The 20,246-nt window shown below is 70.4% G+C and carries 14 protein-coding genes; 7 read left to right on the top strand and 7 right to left on the bottom strand.

Going from position 1 to position 20,246, the window contains the following annotated elements; all coding sequences use genetic code 11:
- Positions 1-128 precede the first annotated feature (128 nt).
- The 4 genes from Acor_RS03635 (at position 129) to Acor_RS03650 (ending at position 7,881) form a co-directional block, all read left to right on the top strand.
- A complete protein-coding gene (locus tag Acor_RS03635; RefSeq protein WP_155335078.1) occupies positions 129-2,978 on the top strand; it encodes an immune inhibitor A domain-containing protein in 2,850 nt (949 codons plus the stop codon).
- A gap of 80 nt (positions 2,979-3,058) precedes the next feature.
- On the top strand, positions 3,059-5,101 hold the full coding sequence (locus Acor_RS03640) for an immune inhibitor A domain-containing protein (RefSeq protein WP_155335079.1): 2,043 nt from the start codon (positions 3,059-3,061) through the stop codon (positions 5,099-5,101).
- A 17-nt stretch (positions 5,102-5,118) separates the two neighbouring features.
- Positions 5,119-6,048 carry a diacylglycerol/lipid kinase family protein gene (locus tag Acor_RS03645; protein ID WP_155335080.1) on the top strand — a complete coding sequence of 310 codons (930 nt, stop codon included), beginning with the start codon at positions 5,119-5,121 and terminating at the stop codon, positions 6,046-6,048.
- A gap of 144 nt (positions 6,049-6,192) precedes the next feature.
- Complete coding sequence (locus Acor_RS03650; RefSeq protein ID WP_218034113.1) at positions 6,193-7,881, top strand: cholesterol oxidase substrate-binding domain-containing protein; 1,689 nt, start codon at positions 6,193-6,195, stop codon at positions 7,879-7,881.
- Here Acor_RS03650 and Acor_RS03655 read toward each other — a convergent pair.
- Together Acor_RS03655 and Acor_RS03660 are read right to left on the bottom strand one after the other, a co-directional pair.
- Positions 7,855-8,094, bottom strand: coding sequence for a hypothetical protein (locus tag Acor_RS03655; protein WP_155335082.1), 240 nt, complete (start codon positions 8,092-8,094; stop codon positions 7,855-7,857). The two genes, Acor_RS03650 and Acor_RS03655, sit on opposite strands and share 27 nt — an antisense overlap.
- Entirely contained in the window at positions 8,094-10,973 is a 2,880-nt protein-coding gene (locus tag Acor_RS03660; RefSeq protein ID WP_155335083.1) for a DEAD/DEAH box helicase, read from the bottom strand. Before Acor_RS03660 ends, Acor_RS03655 begins: the two co-directional genes overlap by 1 nt.
- 128 nt (positions 10,974-11,101) lie before the next feature.
- Here Acor_RS03660 and Acor_RS03665 point away from each other — a divergent pair, with 128 nt between their 5' ends.
- Positions 11,102-12,886 (top strand): hypothetical protein, encoded by a 1,785-nt coding sequence (locus Acor_RS03665; RefSeq protein ID WP_155335084.1) that lies wholly within the window; start codon positions 11,102-11,104, stop codon positions 12,884-12,886.
- On the opposite strand, the gene Acor_RS03670 is transcribed toward Acor_RS03665, so the two are convergent.
- From Acor_RS03670 to Acor_RS03690, 5 genes are all read right to left on the bottom strand, one after another.
- Positions 12,876-13,610 carry an SAM-dependent methyltransferase gene (locus tag Acor_RS03670; RefSeq protein WP_246238401.1) on the bottom strand — a complete coding sequence of 245 codons (735 nt, stop codon included), beginning with the start codon at positions 13,608-13,610 and terminating at the stop codon, positions 12,876-12,878. The genes Acor_RS03665 and Acor_RS03670 overlap by 11 nt on opposite strands.
- 137 nt (positions 13,611-13,747) lie before the next feature.
- Positions 13,748-14,083: a PCC domain-containing protein gene (locus Acor_RS43060; protein ID WP_246238402.1), complete on the bottom strand. Its 336-nt coding sequence runs from the start codon at positions 14,081-14,083 to the stop codon at positions 13,748-13,750.
- Positions 14,074-14,853 carry a helix-turn-helix domain-containing protein gene (locus Acor_RS03680; protein ID WP_155335086.1) on the bottom strand — a complete coding sequence of 260 codons (780 nt, stop codon included), beginning with the start codon at positions 14,851-14,853 and terminating at the stop codon, positions 14,074-14,076. Before Acor_RS03680 ends, Acor_RS43060 begins: the two co-directional genes overlap by 10 nt.
- A 172-nt stretch (positions 14,854-15,025) precedes the next feature.
- Positions 15,026-17,365, bottom strand: a complete 2,340-nt coding sequence (locus tag Acor_RS03685; protein ID WP_155335087.1) for a glycoside hydrolase family 9 protein — start codon at positions 17,363-17,365, stop codon at positions 15,026-15,028.
- Between the two features lie 144 nt (positions 17,366-17,509).
- On the bottom strand, positions 17,510-18,316 hold the full coding sequence (locus Acor_RS03690) for a cellulose binding domain-containing protein (protein WP_246238403.1): 807 nt from the start codon (positions 18,314-18,316) through the stop codon (positions 17,510-17,512).
- A 352-nt stretch (positions 18,317-18,668) separates the two neighbouring features.
- On the opposite strand from Acor_RS03690, the gene Acor_RS03695 reads away from it, so the two are divergent.
- Both Acor_RS03695 and Acor_RS03700 read left to right on the top strand, forming a co-directional pair.
- Positions 18,669-19,823 (top strand): acyl-CoA dehydrogenase family protein, encoded by a 1,155-nt coding sequence (locus tag Acor_RS03695; protein WP_155335088.1) that lies wholly within the window; start codon positions 18,669-18,671, stop codon positions 19,821-19,823.
- Positions 19,820-20,245, top strand: coding sequence for an HIT family protein (locus Acor_RS03700; RefSeq protein WP_155335089.1), 426 nt, complete (start codon positions 19,820-19,822; stop codon positions 20,243-20,245). Before Acor_RS03695 ends, Acor_RS03700 begins: the two co-directional genes overlap by 4 nt.
- The last annotated feature ends 1 nt before the right edge of the window (position 20,246 follow it).

Consider the following 20,246-nt stretch of genomic DNA (forward strand, 5'->3'; position numbering starts at 1 on the left):
TCATCTAACGTCCGGCTTGCGGCGTGTGGGACCGCAATTGCGGTCCCGTGTGACAGGCCGTGGCGCGCGACATCCCTAGCGCGCCGTTCGGATGTCGCCCGGTAACCCCGGGCAGGGAGGGACATACCTTGTCAGGCAGAACATCCTCAGGACGGGCCCGGCGTCTGGCCGCCATCGTGCCCGCCCTCGGCCTCGCGGCAGCGGGGCTGACGGCCATTCCCGGGGCGGCGGTGACCGCGGCCGCGGCCGACACCTCGGTGGCCACCTACATCCCGTCTCCCAGCGACCACTACATCAACTACGCGCCCCCGATGGTGCAGGCCGACACCACCGCGGCCGGCGCGGAGCGGTTAACCGCCGGTTCGCAGAGCCGGTCGGGCCGTTCCGGCCAGGACGTCGCGCAGACCACCGCGCAGACCACCGCGCAGACCATCGACCGCAAGTACGCCGGCGGCAACCCGGTGGCCGCCCGCAGGCTCGCCGACAACGAGCGGCGCGCGGTCAGGACCGGCAAGAACCCGTTCGAGTTCATCTTCAAGAAGGCCGGCGCCAAGCAGACCGCGAAGCTGCTGACGCTGCTGGTGGAGTTCAACGAGAACGCCAACGACGACTTCTCCGGCTTCAGCCGGCAGGCGTCCACGGCCGACCCGAACACCTGCGTGGTCGAGTCGGCCGGCACCAAGGTCAACGGCCCGCTGCACAACAAGATCCCGAACCCGGCGACCCTGCCGGGACCGGGCAAGGACAACAACTCGATGTGGGTGCCGGACTTCAGCGGCGACCACTTCAACAAGATGCTCTACACCGACAAGGGGATCACCTCGCGGGTCCGTACGGACCTGACCGACCCCCGCGACGGCAAAAAGGGCATCGACATCTCCGGCTTCACCATGAAGAAGATGTACGAGGAGATGTCCAAGGGCGCCTACACCGTCACCGGTGCGGCGGTGGGCTGGCTGAAGGTCCCCCACTCCGAGGGCTGGTACGGCGCGGCCGAGTGCAACCCCGCCGGCGGCAACGCCCCGCAGAACCAGAACGGCCACCCCGACAACCCGGCCGGCCCCGCCCAGCTCGGCGTCGACGCGGTGAACGCGCTCCGCGCCCAGCAGCCGAACTTCCCGTGGGCCGACTACGACGTCGAGGACGTCAGCGACGCGGACGGCGACGGCAACCTGCTGGAGCCGGACGGCGTCATCGACCACCTGGTCCTGGTGCACGCCGGCAAGGACAAGTCCGGCGGCGGCGGCGCCGAGGGCACGTACGCCATCTGGGCGCACTCCGCCACCATCCCGGGCGGCTACACCATCCCGGGCACCGGCAAGCGGATCTCCAACTACATCGTGCAGCCCGAGGACTCCGGCGTCGGCGTCTTCGCCCACGAGTACGGCCACGACCTGGGCCTGCCCGACCTGTACGACTCCACCGGCGCGGGCGACTCCAGCGTCGAGTTCTGGGACCTGATGTCGACCGGCTCGCACTCCGGGCCGATCTTCCAGTCGATGCCCGCCCACATGGGCATCTGGGACAAGTGGGTCCTGGGCTGGGTGAACCCGAAGGCGCTCAACCCGGGTGACGGCACCAAGCTGGTCACCGTCGGCCAGGCGTCCCGTACGCCGAAGCTGACCGAGGACGGCGTCCGGATCAACCTGCCGGACAAGTCGGTCACCATGACGACGCCGCACAGCGGCGCCAACGCCTGGTGGACCGGCAACGACCAGAACTGGGCCGACGTGCGGCTGACCCGCACGGTCCAGGTCCCGGGCGGCTCGGACGTGAAGTTCTGGATGTGGAACGACTACGTCATCGAAGCGGACTGGGACTACGGCTTCGTCGAGGTCTCCACCGACGGCGGCGCCACCTGGAACGAGCAGAAGGTCTACACCGAGGGCGGCGCGCTCGTCTCCACCGACGACGGCTACGCCGACCCGAACAACCGCATGCAGGACTTCGGCGGCAAGAAGTACGGCCTGACCGACCACACCGACTCCTGGCGGCACGACTACATCGACCTCGCCCCGTTCGCGGGCCAGACCGTCCAGGTCCGGCTGCGGTACGCGACGGACGAGGCGTTCCTCGAGCGCGGCTGGTTCGCGGACGACTTCTCGGTCACGGCCGGCGGCGTCACCGTGTGGAGCGACGACGTGGAGGCCGGGGCGAACGGCTGGACCGCCGCCACGGGCACCTTCACCGACACCCGCGGCGCCGGCTGGACGCGGCACGGCGGCAACATCGTCACCGAGCTGTTCTACCTGGCCGAGTGGCGTAACCTCGACGGCTTCGACCAGGGCCTGGCGTACACCTACGACACCAACTACCAGCGCAACGGCGTCTGGAAGGTGGACAAGGTCAAGTACAACGCGCCCGGTCTGCTGGTCTGGCTGCGGGACGGCTCGTTCAGCGGCAACAGCCCGGCGACGAACGTGCTCTCGCTGCCGTCGCTCGGCTCGAAGGGGCAGCTGCTCCTGGTGGACTCGCACTTCGACCCGCTGCGCAGGACCGGCGTCGCGGCCACGAAGGACCCGAGCGTGCTGAAGAACATCCCGATGCGCCCGCAGGCCTCCAACGCGGCCTTCGGCTTCGAGAAGACCTACCCGTTCCGGGAGTGCTTCGAGGCGGCCGGCGAGCCGTTCAGCGAGTACTGCACCTCGTTCCCTGCGCAGAACCCGGTCAAGGCGTTCACCGACGCCAAGACCTGGTACCCGGGCATCGAGGACCGCGGCGCCCAAGGGCTCTTCGCCCGTAACCGGGACGCCTCGGCGGTCGTGCCCTCGCGCGACGACCAGCAGTACAGCGTCCGCGTCGTCAACCCGGACGGAACCCCCGCCACCGGTCTGTACGGCGAGGACTTCCTCGGCTTCACCCTCGGCTCCGGCAACCCCGGCGATGAGGGCGTGGCCCTGGGCGCGCAGATCAAGCTGATCACCCCGCTCCCGCTCAACCTCGGAGTCATCCTCCAGGTGACGGCGGCCAAGAAGTAGCAACGACCGAATCGGCGGCCTCCGGGAAACCGGGGGCCGCCTTTTGCCGTCCGCCGTTTGACTTACCGTGTGACAAGTTCATCTACAAGAAGGTCAGGACCAAGCAGACCGCGAAGCTGCTGACCCTGCTGGTGGAGTTCAACGAGAACGCCAACGACGACTTCTCCGGCTTCAGCCGCCAGTCCTCCACGGCCGACCCGAACACCTGCGTGGTCGAACCGCCCGGCACCAAGATCAACGGCCCGCTGCACAACAAGATCCCGAACCCGGCGACCCTGCCGGGACCGGGCAGGGACAACCAGACCCTCTGGGTGCCCGACTTCAGCGCCGCCCACTTCAACAAGATGCTCTACACCGACGCCGGCATCACCACCCGCGTCCGCCCCGACCTGACCGACCCCAGGGACGGTAAGAAGGGCATCGACATCTCCGGCTTCACCATGAAGAAGATGTACGAGGAGATGTCCAAGGGCGCCTACACCGTCGCCGGCGCGGCCATCGGCTGGCTCAAGGTGCCCCACTCGGAAGGCTGGTACGGCGCCGCCGCCTGCGACCCCGAGAACGACAACGCCCCGCAGAACACCAACGGCCACCCCGACAACCCGCTCGGCGCGGCCGCGCTCGGCATCGGCGCGGTCAACGTGCTGGCCGCCCAGCAGCCGAACTTCCCGTGGGCCGACTACGACATCGAGGACACCGCGGACGCCGACAACGACGGCAACCGCCTGGAGCCGGACGGCGTGATCGACCACCTCTTCCTGGTGCACGCCGGCGAGGACAAGTCCGGCGGCGGCGGCGCGGAGGGCACGTACGCCATCTGGGCGCACGCCTCCACCATCACCGGCGGCTACAGCATCCCCGGCACCACCAAGAAGATCGCCAACTACATCGTCCAGCCGGAGGACTCCGGCGTCGGCGTCTTCGCCCACGAGTACGGCCACGACCTCGGCCTGCCCGACCTCTACGACGTCACCGTCGCCGGCGACACCAGCGTCGAGTTCTGGTCGCTGATGTCCACCGGCTCGCACTCCGGGCCGATCTTCCAGTCGATGCCCGCCCACATGGGCATCTGGGACAAGTGGGTGCTGGGCTGGGCGAACCCGAAGATCGTCGATCCGGGCAGCGGCACCAAGCTGATCACCGTCGGCCAGTCCTCGAACACCCCCAAGCTGACCGAGGACGGCGTCCGGATCAACCTGCCGGACAAGTCCACCCAGCTGACCGTGCCGCACAGCGGCGCCAACGCCTGGTGGTCCAGCCCCGACCAGAACTGGGCCGACTCGCGGCTGACCCGCACCATCCAGGTCCCGGCCGGCGCCGACGTCAAGTTCTGGATGTGGAACGACTACATCATCGAAGAGGACTGGGACTACGGCTTCGTCGAGGTCTCCACCGGCGGCGGCGCCACCTGGAACGAGCAGAACGTCTACGCCGAGGGCGGCACGCTCGTCTCCACCGACAACGACCCCAACAAGCGGCTGAAGGACTTCGGGAACAAGAAGCACGGCCTGACCGGCCACACCGACGGCTGGCGGCACGACTACATCGACCTGACGCCGTTCGCCGGCGCCACCGTCCAGGTCAGGCTCCGCTACGCCACCGACGCCGCCTACATGGAGCGCGGCTGGTTCTCCGACGACTTCTCGGTGACCAACGGCGCGGCCACCGTCTTCACCGACGACGTGGAGGGCGGCGCGAACGGCTGGACCGCGACCACCGGCACCTTCACCAACACCCGCGGCCAGGGCTGGATCAGGCACAGCGGCACCGAGGTCACCGACCAGTTCTACCTGGCCGAGTGGCGCAACCTGGACGGCTTCGACAAGGGCCTGGCCTACACCTACGACACCAACTACCAGCGCGACGGCGTCTGGTTCGCCTCCCGGAGCAGGGACGCCTCCGCGGTGGTCCCCTCCAAGGGCAACCAGCTCTACTCGGTCCGGGTGGTCAACCCCGACGGCACCCCGGCGACCTCGGTCTACGGGCAGCAGTTCAACGGCTTCACCCTGGGCACCGGCAATCCCGGCGACGAGGGCAAGGCGCTGGGCGCGCAGCTCAAGCTGATCAGCCCCCTTCCCCTTAACCTCGGCGTCATCCTCCAGGTGACGGCAGCGAAGAAGTAAAGCACTAGCATGTGATCATGCGCAGCAAGGCGGACCACACGGCGGCCGTCCGGGATGACCGGAAGGCCGCCGTTGTGGTGAACACCAAGTCCCGGCGTGGCCGCAGGCACTACGCCGAGGTGCTGCGGCTGATCCGGGCCGCCGGCTTCGCGCCGCTCGGGGTGTTCCCGGTGGACGAGCCGAAGCGGCTGCGGGCCACCCTGGACGAGGCGCTCGGCCTCGAACCCGACCTGCTCATCGTGGGCGGCGGCGACGGCACGCTGAGCGCGGCGGTCAAGCACCTGGTGCACCGGGACGTGGCGCTGGGCGTGCTCCCGCTGGGCACCACCAACAACTTCGCCCGCAGTCTCGGCCTGCCGCTGACCCGCACCGGCGCGGTCCGGGTCTTCACCGAGGGCAAGGTCGCCGACATCGACCTGGGCTTGTGCGGCGACCGCCCGTTCGCCAACCTGGCCAGCTTCGGCGTCTCCGTCGAGGTGGCCGGCACGGTGAAACCGTGGCTGAAGCGGGTGCTCGGCCGGGCCGCCTACCCGCTCACCGCGCTGACCATCCTGCCGGGCCACCACGCGTTCCGGGCCTACGTCACGGTGGACGGGGTGCGGCACGAGCTGCTCACCCACCAGCTCAACATCGCCAACGGCCGGTTCCACGGCGGCTGGCAGATCGCCAGGGACATCAGCATCGACAACCGGCGGCTGGTCGCCTACCAGCTGGGGTCGGGCAAACGGCTGCGGCTGCTGGTGGAGACCATGGGCCGGGCCACCACCGGCAAGTGGCGCAGCCTGGCCGGAGGGCCTTTCGTGATCGGCAGGGAGATGCTGATCGAGACGGATCCGCCGATGGCGGCCGACATCGACGGCGAGGTGCGGCTGCGCACGCCGCTCACGCTGACCACGATTCCGAACGGCGTGCGGGTGATGGTCGGGCAGGACTTCGTCGACACCTGATCGAACCAAGCAAGTGCTTGACCGCCTTTCGGGTGCGGCGTATAAAGCAGGTGATCCTGCTTCGGTAGGCGGGGCTAGGCGCGAACCCGTCCCCGCATCCCTCGATGGATGCCTCATTCGTGCCTGCTGCTCCGGAGGTCTCCCTTGGACATCCCCCGTACCGGCCTGTCCCGTCGCGCGCTGCTCGGAGCCCTTTCCTGGACTCCCGTCTTCCATCTGCTGCCCGCCCGCGGCGCCACCCTCGCCGCGCCGCCCGCCTTCCCCGGCGGCATCTCCATCTATCAGCAGGCGTACGAGAACTGGTCCGGTGAGATCGAGGTCGACGGCGTCTGGACCTGCGCCCCCGCCACCCCCGCCGACGTGGTCACGCTGGCCAACTGGGCCCGCGCCAACGGCTGGAAGCTGCGCGCCAAGGGCAAGTCGCACAACTGGTCGCCGCTGGTCATCCCGGCCGGCGCGGCCGGAAACACCGTCCTGGTGGACACCACCCAGCACCTGACCGCCGTCAGCGTCGGCAGCGGCACCGTCACCGCCCAGACCGGCGTCACCATGGAATCCCTGCTCGGCACCCTGGAAGGCGCCGGCTACGGCCTGACCGCCACCCCCGCCCCCGGCGACCTGACCCTCGGCGGCGTGCTCGCCATCGACGGCCACGGCACCGCCGTCCCCAAGACCGGCGAGACCCTCACCCCCGGCCACACCTTCGGCTCGGTCAGCAACCTGGTCGTCTCGCTCAAGGCCGTCACCTGGAACGGCTCCGCCTACGCGCTGCGCACCTTCCAGCGCGGCGACGCGCAGATCGCCGCCCTGCTGGTCAACCTGGGCCGCTCGTTCATCACCGAGGTGACGTTGCGGGTCGGCGCGAACAAGCGGCTTCGCTGCCAGAGCTTCTACCACATCAACGTCAACGACATGTTCGCGCCGCCCGCCAGCGCCGGCTCCAGCTCGTTCGCCGGCTACGTCAACTCCACCGGCCGGGTCGAGGCCATCTGGTTCCCGTTCACCACCGTGCCCTGGCTGAAGGTGTGGAGCGTCGCGCCCAGCAAGCCGCTGTTCGCCAAACAGGTCAACTCCCCCTACAACTACCCGTTCTCCGACTTCCTCTCCGAGGCCGCCTCCGACCTGCTGTCCCAGATCGTGGCGGGCAACGCCGGGCTGACGCCGACGTTCGAGAACACCCAGATGGCGGTGGTCGGCTCCGGGCTGATCCTGACCGGGACGTGGGACATCTGGGGCTGGTCCAAGAACACCCTGCTGTACGTGCGGCCGACCACGCTGCGGGTCACCGCCAACGGGTACGCCATCCTGACCACCCGGGCCAACATCCAGCGGGTGGTGAGCGAGTTCTACACCTACTACAAGAACGCGCTCAACGCGTACGCGGCGCTGGGGCGCTATCCGATGAACGGGCCGCTGGAGATCCGGGTGACCGGGCTGGACAACCCCGCCGACGCGCAGGTGGCCGGGGCGGTGTCGCCGCAGCTGTCGGCGCTGCGGCCGAGGCCGGATCATCCGGACTGGAACGTGGCGGTGTGGCTGGACATCCTCACCGTGCCGGGGACGCCGTACGCGCAGCAGTTCTACCGGGAGACCGAGCAGTGGATCCTGGCCAACTACACCTACGCGGGGGTGCGCCCCGAGTGGTCGAAGGGGTGGGGGTACTCGGGCACGGCGACCTGGGCGGACGCGGGGTTCCGGGACACGGTGATCCCCGCGGCGTACCGGGCCGGGCAGCCGGTGGGCGACAACTGGGACACCGCGGTGGGCACGCTGAACGCGCTGGACCCGCACCGGGTGTTCAGCAACTCATTCCTGGACGCGCTTCTCGATTGAGGCCAGCCGCCGGTAGGCCGGGCGGAGCAGGTCCAGCAGCGGGATGTGCCTGATCTTGATGGGTGGTGGTTCCAGCGCGCGCAGCAGCAGGTCGGCGGGGGAGCTGACGTCCGGGTGGGCCTTCAGCCGGGCCAGCGACACCGAGGGCGCGTAGAAGTCGTCGAGCCGGTCGGCGAACGGCACGTCCTCGACGTCGAGCGGATCTCCGGTCATCAGCGCACCGCCTCTGGGCTGAGCCGGAACAGGTCGCGCAGCTGGTCGGCGGACAGGTCGGCGAGCCAGTCCTCGCCGCCGCCGACCACGCTCTCGGCCAGCGCCAGCTTGCGTTCGATCATCTCGTCCACCCGCTCCTCCAGCGTGCCCACACAGATGAACTTCCTGACCTGCACGTTCCGGGTCTGCCCGATCCGGAACGCGCGGTCGGTGGCCTGGTTCTCCACCGCCGGGTTCCACCAGCGGTCGATGTGCACGACGTGGTTGGCGGCGGTCAGGTTCAGCCCGACCCCGGCCGCCTTCAACGACAGCAGGAAGATCATCGGCTCGTCGTCCCGCTGGAAGCGCTCGACCAGCTCGTCCCGCCGCCGCTTGCTCAGGCCGCCGTGCAGCCAGAGCACCGGCCGGTCCAGCTTGGACTCCAGGTACGGCTGGAGCATCGTGCCGAACTCCGCGTACTGCGTGAAGACCAGCGCCTTGTCGCCCTCTTCCAGGATCTCCTCGGCCATCTCCTCCAGCCGGGCCAGCTTGCCGGAGCGGCCGTCCAGCCGGGAGCCGTCCTTCAGCAGGTGGGCGGGATGGTTGCAGACCTGTTTGAGGCGGGTCATGGTGGCCAGCACGTTGCCGCGCCGCTCGATGCCCTCGCTGCTCTCGATCCGGCCCATCATGTCGGCCACCACCGCCTGGTAGAGGCGGGCCTGCTCGGGGGTGAGCGTGCACCAGACCTTCATCTCCAGCTTGTCCGGCAGGTCGGAGATGATCGTCTTGTCGGTCTTGAGGCGGCGCAGCACGAACGGCCCGGTGGCCCGGCGCAGCCCCCGCATCGCGTTGTCGTCCCGGCGGGACTCGATCGGGTCCTGGTAGCGGGTCCGGAACGCCCGCGCCGGGCCGAGCAGCCCCGGATTGCAGAACTCCATGATCGACCACAGCTCGGACAGGTGGTTCTCGACCGGGGTGCCGGTCAGCGCCAGTTTGGTCCTGGCCCGGATCTGCCGGACCGCCTGGGCCTGCCTGGTCGCACTGTTCTTGATCGCCTGGGCTTCGTCGCAGACGACCCGCTCCCAGCCCTGCCGGGCCAGCGACGGCAGGTCGCGCAGGGCGGTGCCGTAGGTGGTGATCACCAGGTCGGCGGCCCGGATCGCGTCTGCCAGCTCGGCGTTTCTGTGGCGGGAACCGCCGTGATGGATGTAGACGCGCAGGCTGGGCGCGAACCTGGCGGCCTCCTTCTGCCAGTTGTTGATCAGCGACATCGGGCAGACCAGCAGGGTGGCCGGCGGGGTCGCGCCGTCCTCCCGCTCGGCCAGCATCAGCGAGAGCGTGATGATCGTCTTGCCCAGGCCCATGTCGTCGGCGAGGATCCCGCCGAGGCCGAGCCCCGACAGGAACCCCAGCCAGGCCAGCCCGCGCTCCTGGTAGGGCCGGAGCACGCCGTTCAGGGTGGCCGGGGTGGGCACGGGGCGCAGCCGGCGTTCGGTCTCGCCGGAGAGCAGGTCGCCGAGCAGGCCGTCGGCGTCCACCTCGACCAGCGGCAGCTCCTCCGCGCCGCCGAGCACGACCTCGCGGATGACGTCGCCCACGGTCAGCTCGACGACCCGCCGATCCTCGACCGCGCGCAGCGCGGCCTTCAGCTGGCGGTCGTCCAGCTCCACCCACTCGCCGCGGACCCGGACCAGCGGCACCTTGAGCCGGGCCAGCTCGGCCAGTTCGGCCTCGTCGATGACCTGGTCGCCGACGGCCAGGTCCATCCGGAAGTCGACCAGCTCGCGGAGCCCGAGGTTGGGCGGCCCCGGGCGGGATCGGGTGGTCATCTTCAGGCCCAGCCGGGTCCTGCCCACCCAGGAGGGCAGCACCACGCCGTACCCAGCCGCCTCCAGCAGGGGCGCGGAGTGGCGCAGGAACGCGAACGCGCCCCTGGTGTCCACGGCCAGCCTGTCCGGGCGTCGCATCCGCAGGGCCCGGTCCAGGTCCGGGTAGAGCCGGACCGCGCGGCGCAGCCCGGCCCGCAGCAGCTCCTGCGGGTCCGACACGCCGGGGAACTCCGCGCCCGCCCACACTTCCGCCGCCGTGGCCCGCAGATCCGGTTCGTCGGCGGAGCGCAGCCCGAACTCCACCAGCCACTGGCCGTCCGCCTCCGGCTCAACCAGCCGGAACTCGACCACTACCGGACCGCCGAGCCCTTGCGCCGCCTCAAACCACCCGTTCAGCGCCCGCGACAGGTAGAAGGCCTCGACCGGCTCCACCTCGTCCAGCCGCGGGTTCGCGTCGGTGAGCGCCAGCAGCCACCGATCCGCCAGCGCGCTCTTCCGCCCCGGCCGGTACGCCCCGATCAGCCGCTCAGGAAACGCCTTACGCGCGGTCGAATCCACCAGCTCCGTCAGCGCCCCCAGCAGCACCTCACTGGACCGCCCCTCCTCCTCCACGGCCCGGCACACCGGCGGCATCGCCTCCGCCAGCTCCCGGAACCGCGCCGCGTCCGCCCCGGTCAGCACCGGCCGCCAGCGCGCCTCGTCGGTCGCCAGCCACGGCAGGATGCGCCCCCGCCGGACCAGATCACGCGCGAAATCCCCAACAATCCCGAAATATCGCACCGAAGGCCCAGGAATCGCGTCGATCCCCTCCGGCGCGTACGGCATGATCGGCACCCGCCACCGCGCCAGCCGCGGATTCCGCACCGTGACATCGGCCCCGAGCTCCGGCGACGGCACCGGCCCCCGCGCCGAACTGGGCAGCAGCAGCACGACGGATTCGGCCGCCGGCACCGCGAACGGATGGTCCCGGACCTCGGCGCGGGAGTGCGTGATGAACGGGAGCGTCCCGTCCTCGGCCCACGACGCCAGCCGCCCCCCGGCCCAGATCGCGTGCAGCACCCTCGTCACCACAGCGTTCAAGCTAGCAGCGACGGCGGAGTGCCCCGGAACCTCCCACCCACCCTCGGTCGTTCCCCTGTTGGCAGTTCGTAGCCAGATCACCCTGGCGGGCCATGTCGGCTATTGAAAGGATCCGCCCTGTGATCCAGTTCTCCCTGGTGCCGATGTCGCTGCGCCGGCGGTTCAAGATAGAGGCGCTCCTCGCCCAAGATGAGGAGAGCGACCTCTACCTCGCCCAGCCCAGAAACGGCGAGCTGCTCGGACCGGTGGCGCTCCGCGTCTACCAGGCGGGCCGCTGGCTCGACGAGGACCTGCTGGCGAAGCTGACCGGGCAGCCGCCGGCCGGTCTGATCGCCTACGGGCGGGCGGGTTCCGGCGACGGCGACGTGCCGTGGCTGGTCCAGACGCACCTGCCCGGGGGCTCGCTGCGCTCCCTGATGACCGGCGAGCCGTGGAACGAGGAACGGACCAGGGAGGTCGTCGCCTCGATCGCCGCGCTGGCCGCCGAATGGCGGGCCGTCACCGGCCAGGAACTCCCCGACGTCCGCCCCGAGGACCTGCTGGCCGGCGGCTTCGAGCCGCTCACCCTCGTCCTCGGCCTGATCCCGCGCCCCGTCCGGTACGGCTGGTCCCAGCCGCCGCCCCCGGACAGCGTCGCCGGCGGCCAGGACCTCTGGTGGTCGCTCGGCGTCATCGTGCACGAACTCCTCACCGGGCGGCCGCCCCGGTTCGAGCCGGGCGACCCGGCCGTCGACCTCGGGGACACCGACCTCGACGCCGGACTCGGGCGCTGGCAGCACCTGCTGGGCGGCCTGCTCACCGTCGACCCGGCCGCCCGCTGGACGGGCCGCGAAGTCGCCGTCTGGCTGGCCGGCGGCACCCCCGCCGTGACCCCCGACCGGGTGCCGGGCCCGATCACCTTCGAAGGCCGCGAGCACCGCACCCCGGCCGCCCTGATCACCCACATGACCGCGCACCCCGCCGACACCGAACGCTGGTGGCTGAACGGCGGCGACGTGCTGCTGGTCAACTGGCTCGACCTGGACGTCGCCGACAGGACCCTGGACCGGTCGCTGCTGGACGCCACGCCCCCGCTCGTCCTGACCGGCCTGGCCGCCACTCACATCCCGGCCAGGCGGCCCAGGTACCGCGGCTTCGCGGTGGACGCCGACGGGCTGATCGAGCTGGCCGGCGGCGACTCGACCGGGCACCTCGTGCTGGCCGAGGTCGTCTCCACCGGGGCGCTGGCGCACGCCGCCCGGCACCGCTGCGAACATCGGGCCTGCCACGCGGGCGGCTTCGACGGGTGCCGGGAACTGACCCGGGTGCTCACCGACCTGCCGATCATCCTGGCCCAGGCCCGCGACGTGCTCGACCAGATGCGCGAGCGGACCGGCGAGATCGCCGCCAGGGAGTGGAACCGCGGCGTCGCGGTCGCCGTGCAGACCACCCTCGACCCGGCCAGCGTCCGCGCCCACCGGCGCAGGCTCAGGCTGGCCGGGATCTCCTCGCTGGGCCGGGGCGGGCCCGCCTGGGTCGGCTGGTGGCGGGAGCAGCGCAGGTACGCCCTGGACGGCCGGGTCGACGAGCTCGCCACCCGGGTCGCGCTGATGATCGTCGTGCTGCTCACGGCCGGAGCCGAGACGCTCGGCAAGCAGCTGGCCGACGAGAACAAGCAGGAGATGCTCCGCCGCCGTGACCAGGCCACCGACCAGGGCCGCGCGCTGCTGGCCCGGGGGCGGGAAGGCGCGCTCACCCTGCTCGGCGAGGTGCGGGTGCGGGGGCCGATCCTGTTCCGGCGGCTCATGCTGCTGCTGATGGACGGGGGAGACAAGGCCCGCGCGGGCTCCAAGGTCCTCAGGTCCCGGCTGCGGAACCGGTACGCGCGCTACCAGCACGACCGCCGTACCAAGATCAGGTCTTGACGCCGACGGCGCCCAGCATCGGGACGTCGGGGTCGCACGGCAGGGTCAGCTCGTCCGGCCGCCACCGGCGGACGCCCACCAGGCCGGGTTCGGCCAGGGTGAGCCCGGCGAAGAACTCCGCGATCGCGGCGGGGGAGCGGGGCACGGCGGGGGCGCTGGCGCGTTCGTAGATGAACTCCAGCGGCAGCAGCGACGGCTCCCGCCGGGCGTGCGAGATCACCAGGCAGGAGCCGGGCGGCAGGCCCGCCATCAGGGCGGCCACCGCCTGGTGCGGCTCGGCCGAGTCCGGCAGGTGGTGCAGCAGCGAGGTCAGCAGCACCGCCACCGGCTGGGACAGGTCGAACAGGTCCCTGACCTGCTCGTCGGCCAGCAGGTCGCCCGGTTTGCGGATGTCCCCGGCGATCGCCCTGGTCCGCGGGTCCCTGGCCAGCAGGGCGCGGGCGTGCGCCAGCACCACCGGGTCGTTGTCGGCGTAGATCACCCGAGCGTCCGGGCCGGCCCGGCGCGCCATCTCGTGCGTGTTGTCCCGGGACGGCAGGCCGACGCCGACGTCCAGGAACTGGCGGATGCCGCGCTCCCCGGCCAGGAAGGCGATCGCGCGGGCCGCGAACCGGCGGTTGGCCCAGGCGGTCTCCCGGGTCAGCGGCACCCGGCGGAGCACCTCGTCGGCGCAGGCCCGGTCGATCAGGGTGTTGTCCTTGCCGCCGAGATAGTAGTCGTGCATCCGGGCCACGTTCGGCCTTCTGACGTCGATTCCCCCAGGCAGCGGCGGAAGTGGGGGCATCCGGAATTTCACGTCCCTAGAAAAGGGGATTCCCCCTGATTCAGGGGTAGCCCGCACGGGTGGCCACTCAGGGACGTTCAGGTATCAAGCGGAACCACATAGACATTCGCGAACCAGGTCCGTACCGACGCGGCGTGCAGATGCCCGGAAATGCCGCGATCGCCTTCCACGGCCATCACCGCGTGAATATGCGGATCGCCGCCGACGATCTCCCCGGTGCCGGTCATCTCCGCCGGAAAGTCATAGTCGGTAACGATGTCCTTGGTCGCGTCGTGCGCCGGCATGGTGGAGATGCGGAACGAATCCACGCCGCCGATCAGGGAGACGATCGCGCCGCGGGTGACGCCCAGTTCGGCCAGCCTGGCGCGCAGGGTCGCCACCAGTTCGCCGTTCTTGATTTCGATCAGATGCAAGGGTCCACTCCGTTGAGGATCATGCCGATGGTGCGGATGTTCTCCGGGATCGGTTCGGAACGCAGCGCGGCCCGCAGCGCCGAGGTGGTCTCCTCGGCCGGGTGGTCGCGCAGCAGCAGCGCGGAACACCAGCGCGCGCCCGCGTCCCGGGGGTTGTAGAGCTCCCTGATCAGGGCCTGCGGGCTGGTGCCGACCCGGCCGCCGACCGCGCTCAGGTAGAGGTCGCGGACCTCGCGGTCGCGGCGCAGGGCGTGCGCCGCGGAGTCGATCAGGTCGGGCTTCGCCGACTTGGCGACGATGCCGCAGGCGTTCACCCGGAGCACCGCCGGGCCGTCGTCCAGCCAGCGCGCCAGCTGCCGCTCGCTGCCCGCGTCGGAGGCGGCGAAGTGTGAGATGAGCAGGTCGGTCTCGTGCGAGGTCTGCACGGTGGCCAGCACCCCCGCGTCGCCCCCCGCGATCGACGACACGATCTCGGCGGCCGAATCCCGGTTCAGCGCCGGCCCCAGCGGGGCGAGCGCGCCGATGGCCGCGGAGACCACGAACGTGCGCCGCTTCAATTGCCCGGACTCCAGCACACTCACATCCACGCCCAGCGCGCGCGCCAGATGCGGAAGCCAGAAGGTGGGATAACGCTTCCCGTTCTCCCAGCGCGACACCATCTCACGAGTAACCGTAGAACGTCCGGAAATATCACAACAAAGGCGTGCAAGCTCGGCTTGCGATATTCCGGCGGCTTCCCGGAGGTCTTTGAGCAGGGGACCGATCGCCACAAATCAGATCGTACGCCGCAAGGGCTGCCGGTGGCTTTGGAAAAAGAAAGGGTCCGGGGAGGACATGGGTCAGGCATGCCCGCCCCGGACCGGGAGGGTCGGGCCCGGAGGGACCCAGGGGGCCCGCCTCCCCCAGAGGGGTCCTTCTGGGGGAAGGCGGGCGGCTCGGAGGTCAGGCGGGCGTGCAGGTCACGGCCGCCGGGACATTGTTCGTACCGGACCAGTTGCCGTTGAAGCCGAAATTGGTGGTGGCACTGGCGGTGAGGTTGCCGTTGTGGGCGACGTTCCGTACCGACACGTTGGCGCCGGTCTGGGTGGGGGTGCCGTTCCACATCTGGGAGATGGTCTGCCCGTTCGGGAACGCCCAGTTGACGGTCCAGCCGGTGATCGTGACCGCGCCGGAGTTCCGGACGGTCACCTCACCGCCGAAGCCGCCGGGCCACTGGCTGGAGACGCGGTAGGTGGCCGTGCACGCCTTCGCGCCCGGAGAAGGCGACGGGGACGGTGACGGAGATGGCGAGGGGGAAGGAGACGGCGACGGGCTGGGGCTGGGGGACGGAGAGGGTGAGGGGCTGGGGGAAGGGCTGGGCGAAGGAGACGGGGACGGCTGGTTGCCCGGCGGATTGCCCCAGATCTTCGTGGTGCCCGACCACAGCGTGATGTTGTTCACCCGGACCGGCGTGGAGCCCGGCGTCGTCGACACCCCGGTGTAGGACCAGTCGTTGGCCGGGTCCCACTGCTTGGCGCTGGCGATCCGGAACTGCACCTCACGCCGGTGCTGCGACTGCCCGGCCGGGGCGATGACCTGCCCGGTGCAGTCGATGGCCACGTAGTAGATCCGGCCCGAGTGCTGGGTGATCCCCGACGGCGGGCGGCACTGGTTGTAGTTGGCCGTGATCGTGATGTCCGCCGGCTGGCTGTCGCCGTCCAGCGTGAAGTAGTACCGGAACGAGCCGTTGGTCAGCACCCGGGCCGGCCAGCCGGACTGGTTGCGCACCATCGTCTTGATCTCGGTGAAGTTGGTGCCGGCGGCGTTCACCGACGCCTCGACGAAGATCTCGGCCGGGTCCGGGGTCTCGGCGACCGGGAAGTTGGCCAGCGGGGTGCCGCCGAACTCGCCGTACAGGCGGGCCAGGGCGCTGGTGAAACCGGCGTTGTAGTCGGTGGCGACCTCGTTCATGACGAAGTCGTCGCGCCGGTCGGTGTAGGCGTCGTTCGGGTCGGGCGGGCCGCCGACCAGGGCGCCGTACAGGACGTGCCGGGTGTCGACCGGGTTGGTCATCTGGTCGGTCCAGGAGCCGTGCGCGGTGCGGTGGTGCGGGTTCCTGGGCGGGTTGGCGCCGAACCCGATCACGTACGAGGAGTTGCGCGGGTTGTCGCCGAGCGCGTAGTCGATCTGGCGCTTGGCGAAGGCGTGGTAGCGGGTCTTGCGGGTGGCGTCGGTGATCGAGTCGCTGTGCACCAGCGCGGCGAACGCGGTGTTGGCGGCGTACCGGAGCGAACCCCACCGGTCCAGCACGGCCTGCCCGCCCGGCGAGTACGCCACCTTCTGCCCGTTGACCCCGACCGTCCACCAGTCCAGCCAGCGGTTGGCGTCGTCCAGGTACTGCTGCTTGCCGGTCAGCTTGGCCAGCAGCACGTACGCGCCGTACGACTTGTCGTCCCAGGCGATCGTCCACTTGTACGACTTCGTGGTGCTCTGCGGCTCGGTGCCGAGGTTCGCGTACCCCGCCTCGGCCTTGGCCAGGAAGGCCGCCTCGCCGGTGGCGCGGTAGAGCCAGAGCGCGCCCCACACCAGCTCGTCGTTGTAACCGCTCCACGAGCGGTAGTAGCCGCTGGCGTCGGTGATGCAGTCGCTGTAGGCGCGGCGCACCGTCTCGGCGAAGGTGTACAGCTGCCGCGCGTGCGTGACCAGGGTGTTCGCGTAGGTGGGATCGGTCGGCCTGAACACCATCGACGAGGCCGCCATCGCCGCCGCCGTCTCCCCGGCCAGGTCGGCGCCGCCGCAGCTGGCGTCGATCTTGTACGCCGGCCGGTTCATCGCCATCGCCTCGGCCGGGCCCCACCAGGCGTGGTCCAGGCCGCCGTTGCCCACCTGGCCGTACAGCACGTTGGCCGACGGGTGGGCCTTGATGAAGTAGTCGTTGACCCAGCGCAGGTTGTTCAGCAGGTGGGTCAGCTGGGTGCCGTAGGAGGCGCGGTACTCCACCGCGCCCCAGGCCAGCATGGTCGCCGAGGCCGCCATCGGCAGCCCGAACTTGACATGGTCGCCGGCGTCGTACCAGCCGCCGGTCAGATCCAGGCCGACGTCCTGGCCGTCCGTCAGGCCCGAGTCGCCGCGCCAGCCGACGCGGTTCCAGCTGGGCAGGTCGCCGGACTGCTGGGCTTCGTAGAAGAGGAGGGATTTCTGCAGGGCCTCGCCGTAGTTGAACACGGCGGCCGAAGCGGAGCTGGGCTGGAGTGTCGCGGCGGCGACCATCGCCACCACCGCGACGCGGAGCGTACGGCGCATCGGAGCGTCCTTACCGAACTGAGGGGGGTCAGGGGCGCGACAGCGGGTCAGGCGCCGTCGCGCCCCGGCTTGGGGCGGCCCTGCGGGGAGGGCCGGTCGGGAGAGGGCGGCGGCCCGGTCAGGGACCGCCGCCCTCAGGCGGGTCTAGCCGTTCTGGTCGAGCGCGGTGACTCGCCGCGCGGCCTCGTCGTCGGCCTCGGTGGCGTTGAGGGAGCTGGAGAAGTAGAAGACGCCGCCGCCGGTGGCCGAGAGGGTGAACCTGGCGGCGCCGCCGGCGTTGTCGGCGTCCTGGGCCGCCGAGACGGCGACGTTCTGGGCGATGTTCCAGGTGGCGGGGGTGAACGTCAGCGTGGTCGGGGACGCGGACAGGTCGGCGTCACCCCCGCTCGTCTTGGTGACCGTCACCGTCACGTTGGAGTTGGGCCGCAGGGACAGCTTCACCCCGGCGGTGGCGCTGCCGCCCTCCGGCACCGCCAGCGACGTCGGGGTCACCGCGACGTAACCGTCCGGCTGGAGCGTGGGGGTGGGGGTCGGCGACGGGCTGGGCGACGGCGTTCCGCCGCAGGTCACGCCGTTCACCTTGAAGCCGGCCGGCTTCGGGTTGCTCCCGGTCCAGGTGCCGTTGAAGCCGAGGCCGGCCGTCGCGTTCGTGCCCAGGGCGCCGTTCCACGGCATGTTGGTGGCGGTCACGCCGGCGCCGGACTGCGTCCAGTTGGCGGCCCAGCCCTGGGTCAGCCGCTGGCTGCCCGGGAAGGCGAAGGTGAGCGACCAGGCGGAGATCGGGTCTCCGGTGTTCCGTATCGTGACAGCGGCGCTGAACCCACCCTGACCTGGGCCGGAAGTCCAGTCGGTGGAGGTGTAGGCGACGTCGCAGGCGACGGCGGCGGACGCGGGCGACTGGGCCAGGCCGGTCATGGCACCGGCGCACAACGTGATCACGGCAGCCCACACCGCGCGTCTCCGCCGACGTGGGAGCGCTCCCGTAGCAAGAGCTCTTTTGTGCATCAGAGAAGGTTCTCCAAAGTGCGTCGGGGCGCATCGGACGGGAAAACCCTCTTCGCGCCGACGCTGATCGAAGTCCAACTGGCCTTGCTAACATGGGAGCGCTCCCACATATGAATTGTCGGGAGTGCCTCAGTGATGTCAATCGATCGCCGCCGAACATTCCCGCCGCCGACCGGGCGGCGTACCCCGGACTGGTCTTTTACCGGGAGCCCCGGCAGACCGGCTTTTTGCGGGACTGAAACTTTCAGTTGTTACCCATGGGTTTCGCCTCTGTGAACGGATCGACACCATGGCTGTCATGGACTTCGAACTCGATGACGATCAGCGACTGTTCCGGCGCACCCTGCGCACGTTCGTGGACAAGGAGATCATCCCGGTCGCCCCCGAATGGGAAAGGACCGGCCGCCACCCGGCCGAGATCATCGCCCGCTTCGCGGAGCTCGGCCTGTTCGGCATCACCATCCCCGAGCAGTACGGCGGCCTGGATCTGGACCGGGTCTCCTTCGCCCTGGTCTTCGAGGAGATCGCCCGCGGCTGGATGGGCGTGGCGGGCGTGCTCGGCTCGCACACCCTGGCCGCCTGGATGATCGCCCGGTACGGCACCGAGGCGCAGAAGGACGAATTCCTGCCCGACCTCGCGACCGGCGCGCGCCGTACCGGCATCGCGCTGACGGAGCCCGGCGCGGGCACCGACCTGCAGGGGATCGCGACCCGCGCGGTCCGGGACGGCGAGCACTACGTCGTGTCCGGCACCAAGACCTGGATCACCAACGCCAGGCACGCCGACCCCCTCCCGGTCCTGGTGAAGACCTCCGTCGAGGAGCCCGCGCATCGCGGCATGTCGGTGCTGCTGATCGACCGGGACCAGCTCACCGTCAGCAGGGACCTGCCCAAGCTCGGCTACAAGGGCACCGAGACCTGCGAGGTCGTGCTGGACGGCGCCAGGGTGCCGGTGTCCCGGCTGCTGGGCGGGACCGAGGGGAGGGGCATGCAGCAGGTCCTGTCCGCGCTGGAGCTCGGCCGGATCAACATCGCGGCCCGCGCGGTCGGGGTGGCGCAGTGCGCGTACGACGCGGCGCTCGGCTACGCCAAGGAGCGGCACGCGTTCGGGCAGCCGATCGCCGAGTTCCAGGCGATCCAGCTCAAACTCGCCGACATGGCGACCGAGCTCCAGGCGGCCCGTCTGATGACCTACTGGGCGGCGACCCGGTCGGCGGCCGGGCCGGTCACCAGCGAGGCGGCGATGGCCAAGTACTTCGCCTCCGAGGTCGCGCTGCGGGCGACGATGGAGGCGATGCGCGTGCACGGCGGCTACGGCTACTCGCCGGAGTTCGTGGTCGAGCGCCTCTACCGGGACGCGCCCCTGATGGCCATCGGCGAGGGCACCAACGACGTCCAGCGGCTGGTCATCGCCCGGTCGCTGCTCTCCGGAGCGGCTAAGGTCGGCTGGTGACCGATTGCTTGTTCTGCGCGATCGCCAACGGCGACAAACCCGGATATATCGTGTTCCAGGATGATTCGGTGGCGGCGTTTCTCGACACCCGCCCGGTCTTCAAGGGGCACGTCCTCGTGGTCCCGCGCCAGCACACAGAAACCCTGACCGACCTGCCCGCCGACCTGGTCGGGCCGTTCTTCCTGCGGGTGCAGGCGATCACCGGCGCGGTCGAGGGCGGCCTGGCCGCGCGGGGCTCGTTCGTCGCGATGAACAACCGGATCAGCCAGAGCGTCCCGCACCTGCACGTGCACGTCGTGCCGCGCAATCCGAAGGACGGGCTGCGCGGGTTCTTCTGGCCCCGGATGAAGTACGCGGACGAGTCCGAACTGGAGGAGTACGCCAAGCGCATCAGGGCCGCCCTCCCGGAAACGGTCGCTTAAA

Origin of the sequence: Acrocarpospora corrugata (genome assembly GCF_009687845.1) — a bacterium.
GTDB lineage: Bacteria > Actinomycetota > Actinomycetes > Streptosporangiales > Streptosporangiaceae > Acrocarpospora > Acrocarpospora corrugata.

What these genes read in the sequence shown, in the direction of transcription:
- Acor_RS03645 (WP_155335080.1), top strand. Translation starts at nt 5,119, where the DNA reads ATGCGCAGCAAGGCGGACCACACGGCGGCCGTCCGGGATGACCGGAAG.
- Acor_RS03655 (WP_155335082.1), bottom strand. Translation starts at nt 8,094, where the DNA reads ATGACCGGAGATCCGCTCGACGTCGAGGACGTGCCGTTCGCCGACCGG.
- Acor_RS03670 (WP_246238401.1), bottom strand. Translation starts at nt 13,610, where the DNA reads ATGCACGACTACTATCTCGGCGGCAAGGACAACACCCTGATCGACCGG.
- Acor_RS03685 (WP_155335087.1), bottom strand. Translation starts at nt 17,365, where the DNA reads ATGCGCCGTACGCTCCGCGTCGCGGTGGTGGCGATGGTCGCCGCCGCG.
- Acor_RS03695 (WP_155335088.1), top strand. Translation starts at nt 18,669, where the DNA reads ATGGACTTCGAACTCGATGACGATCAGCGACTGTTCCGGCGCACCCTG.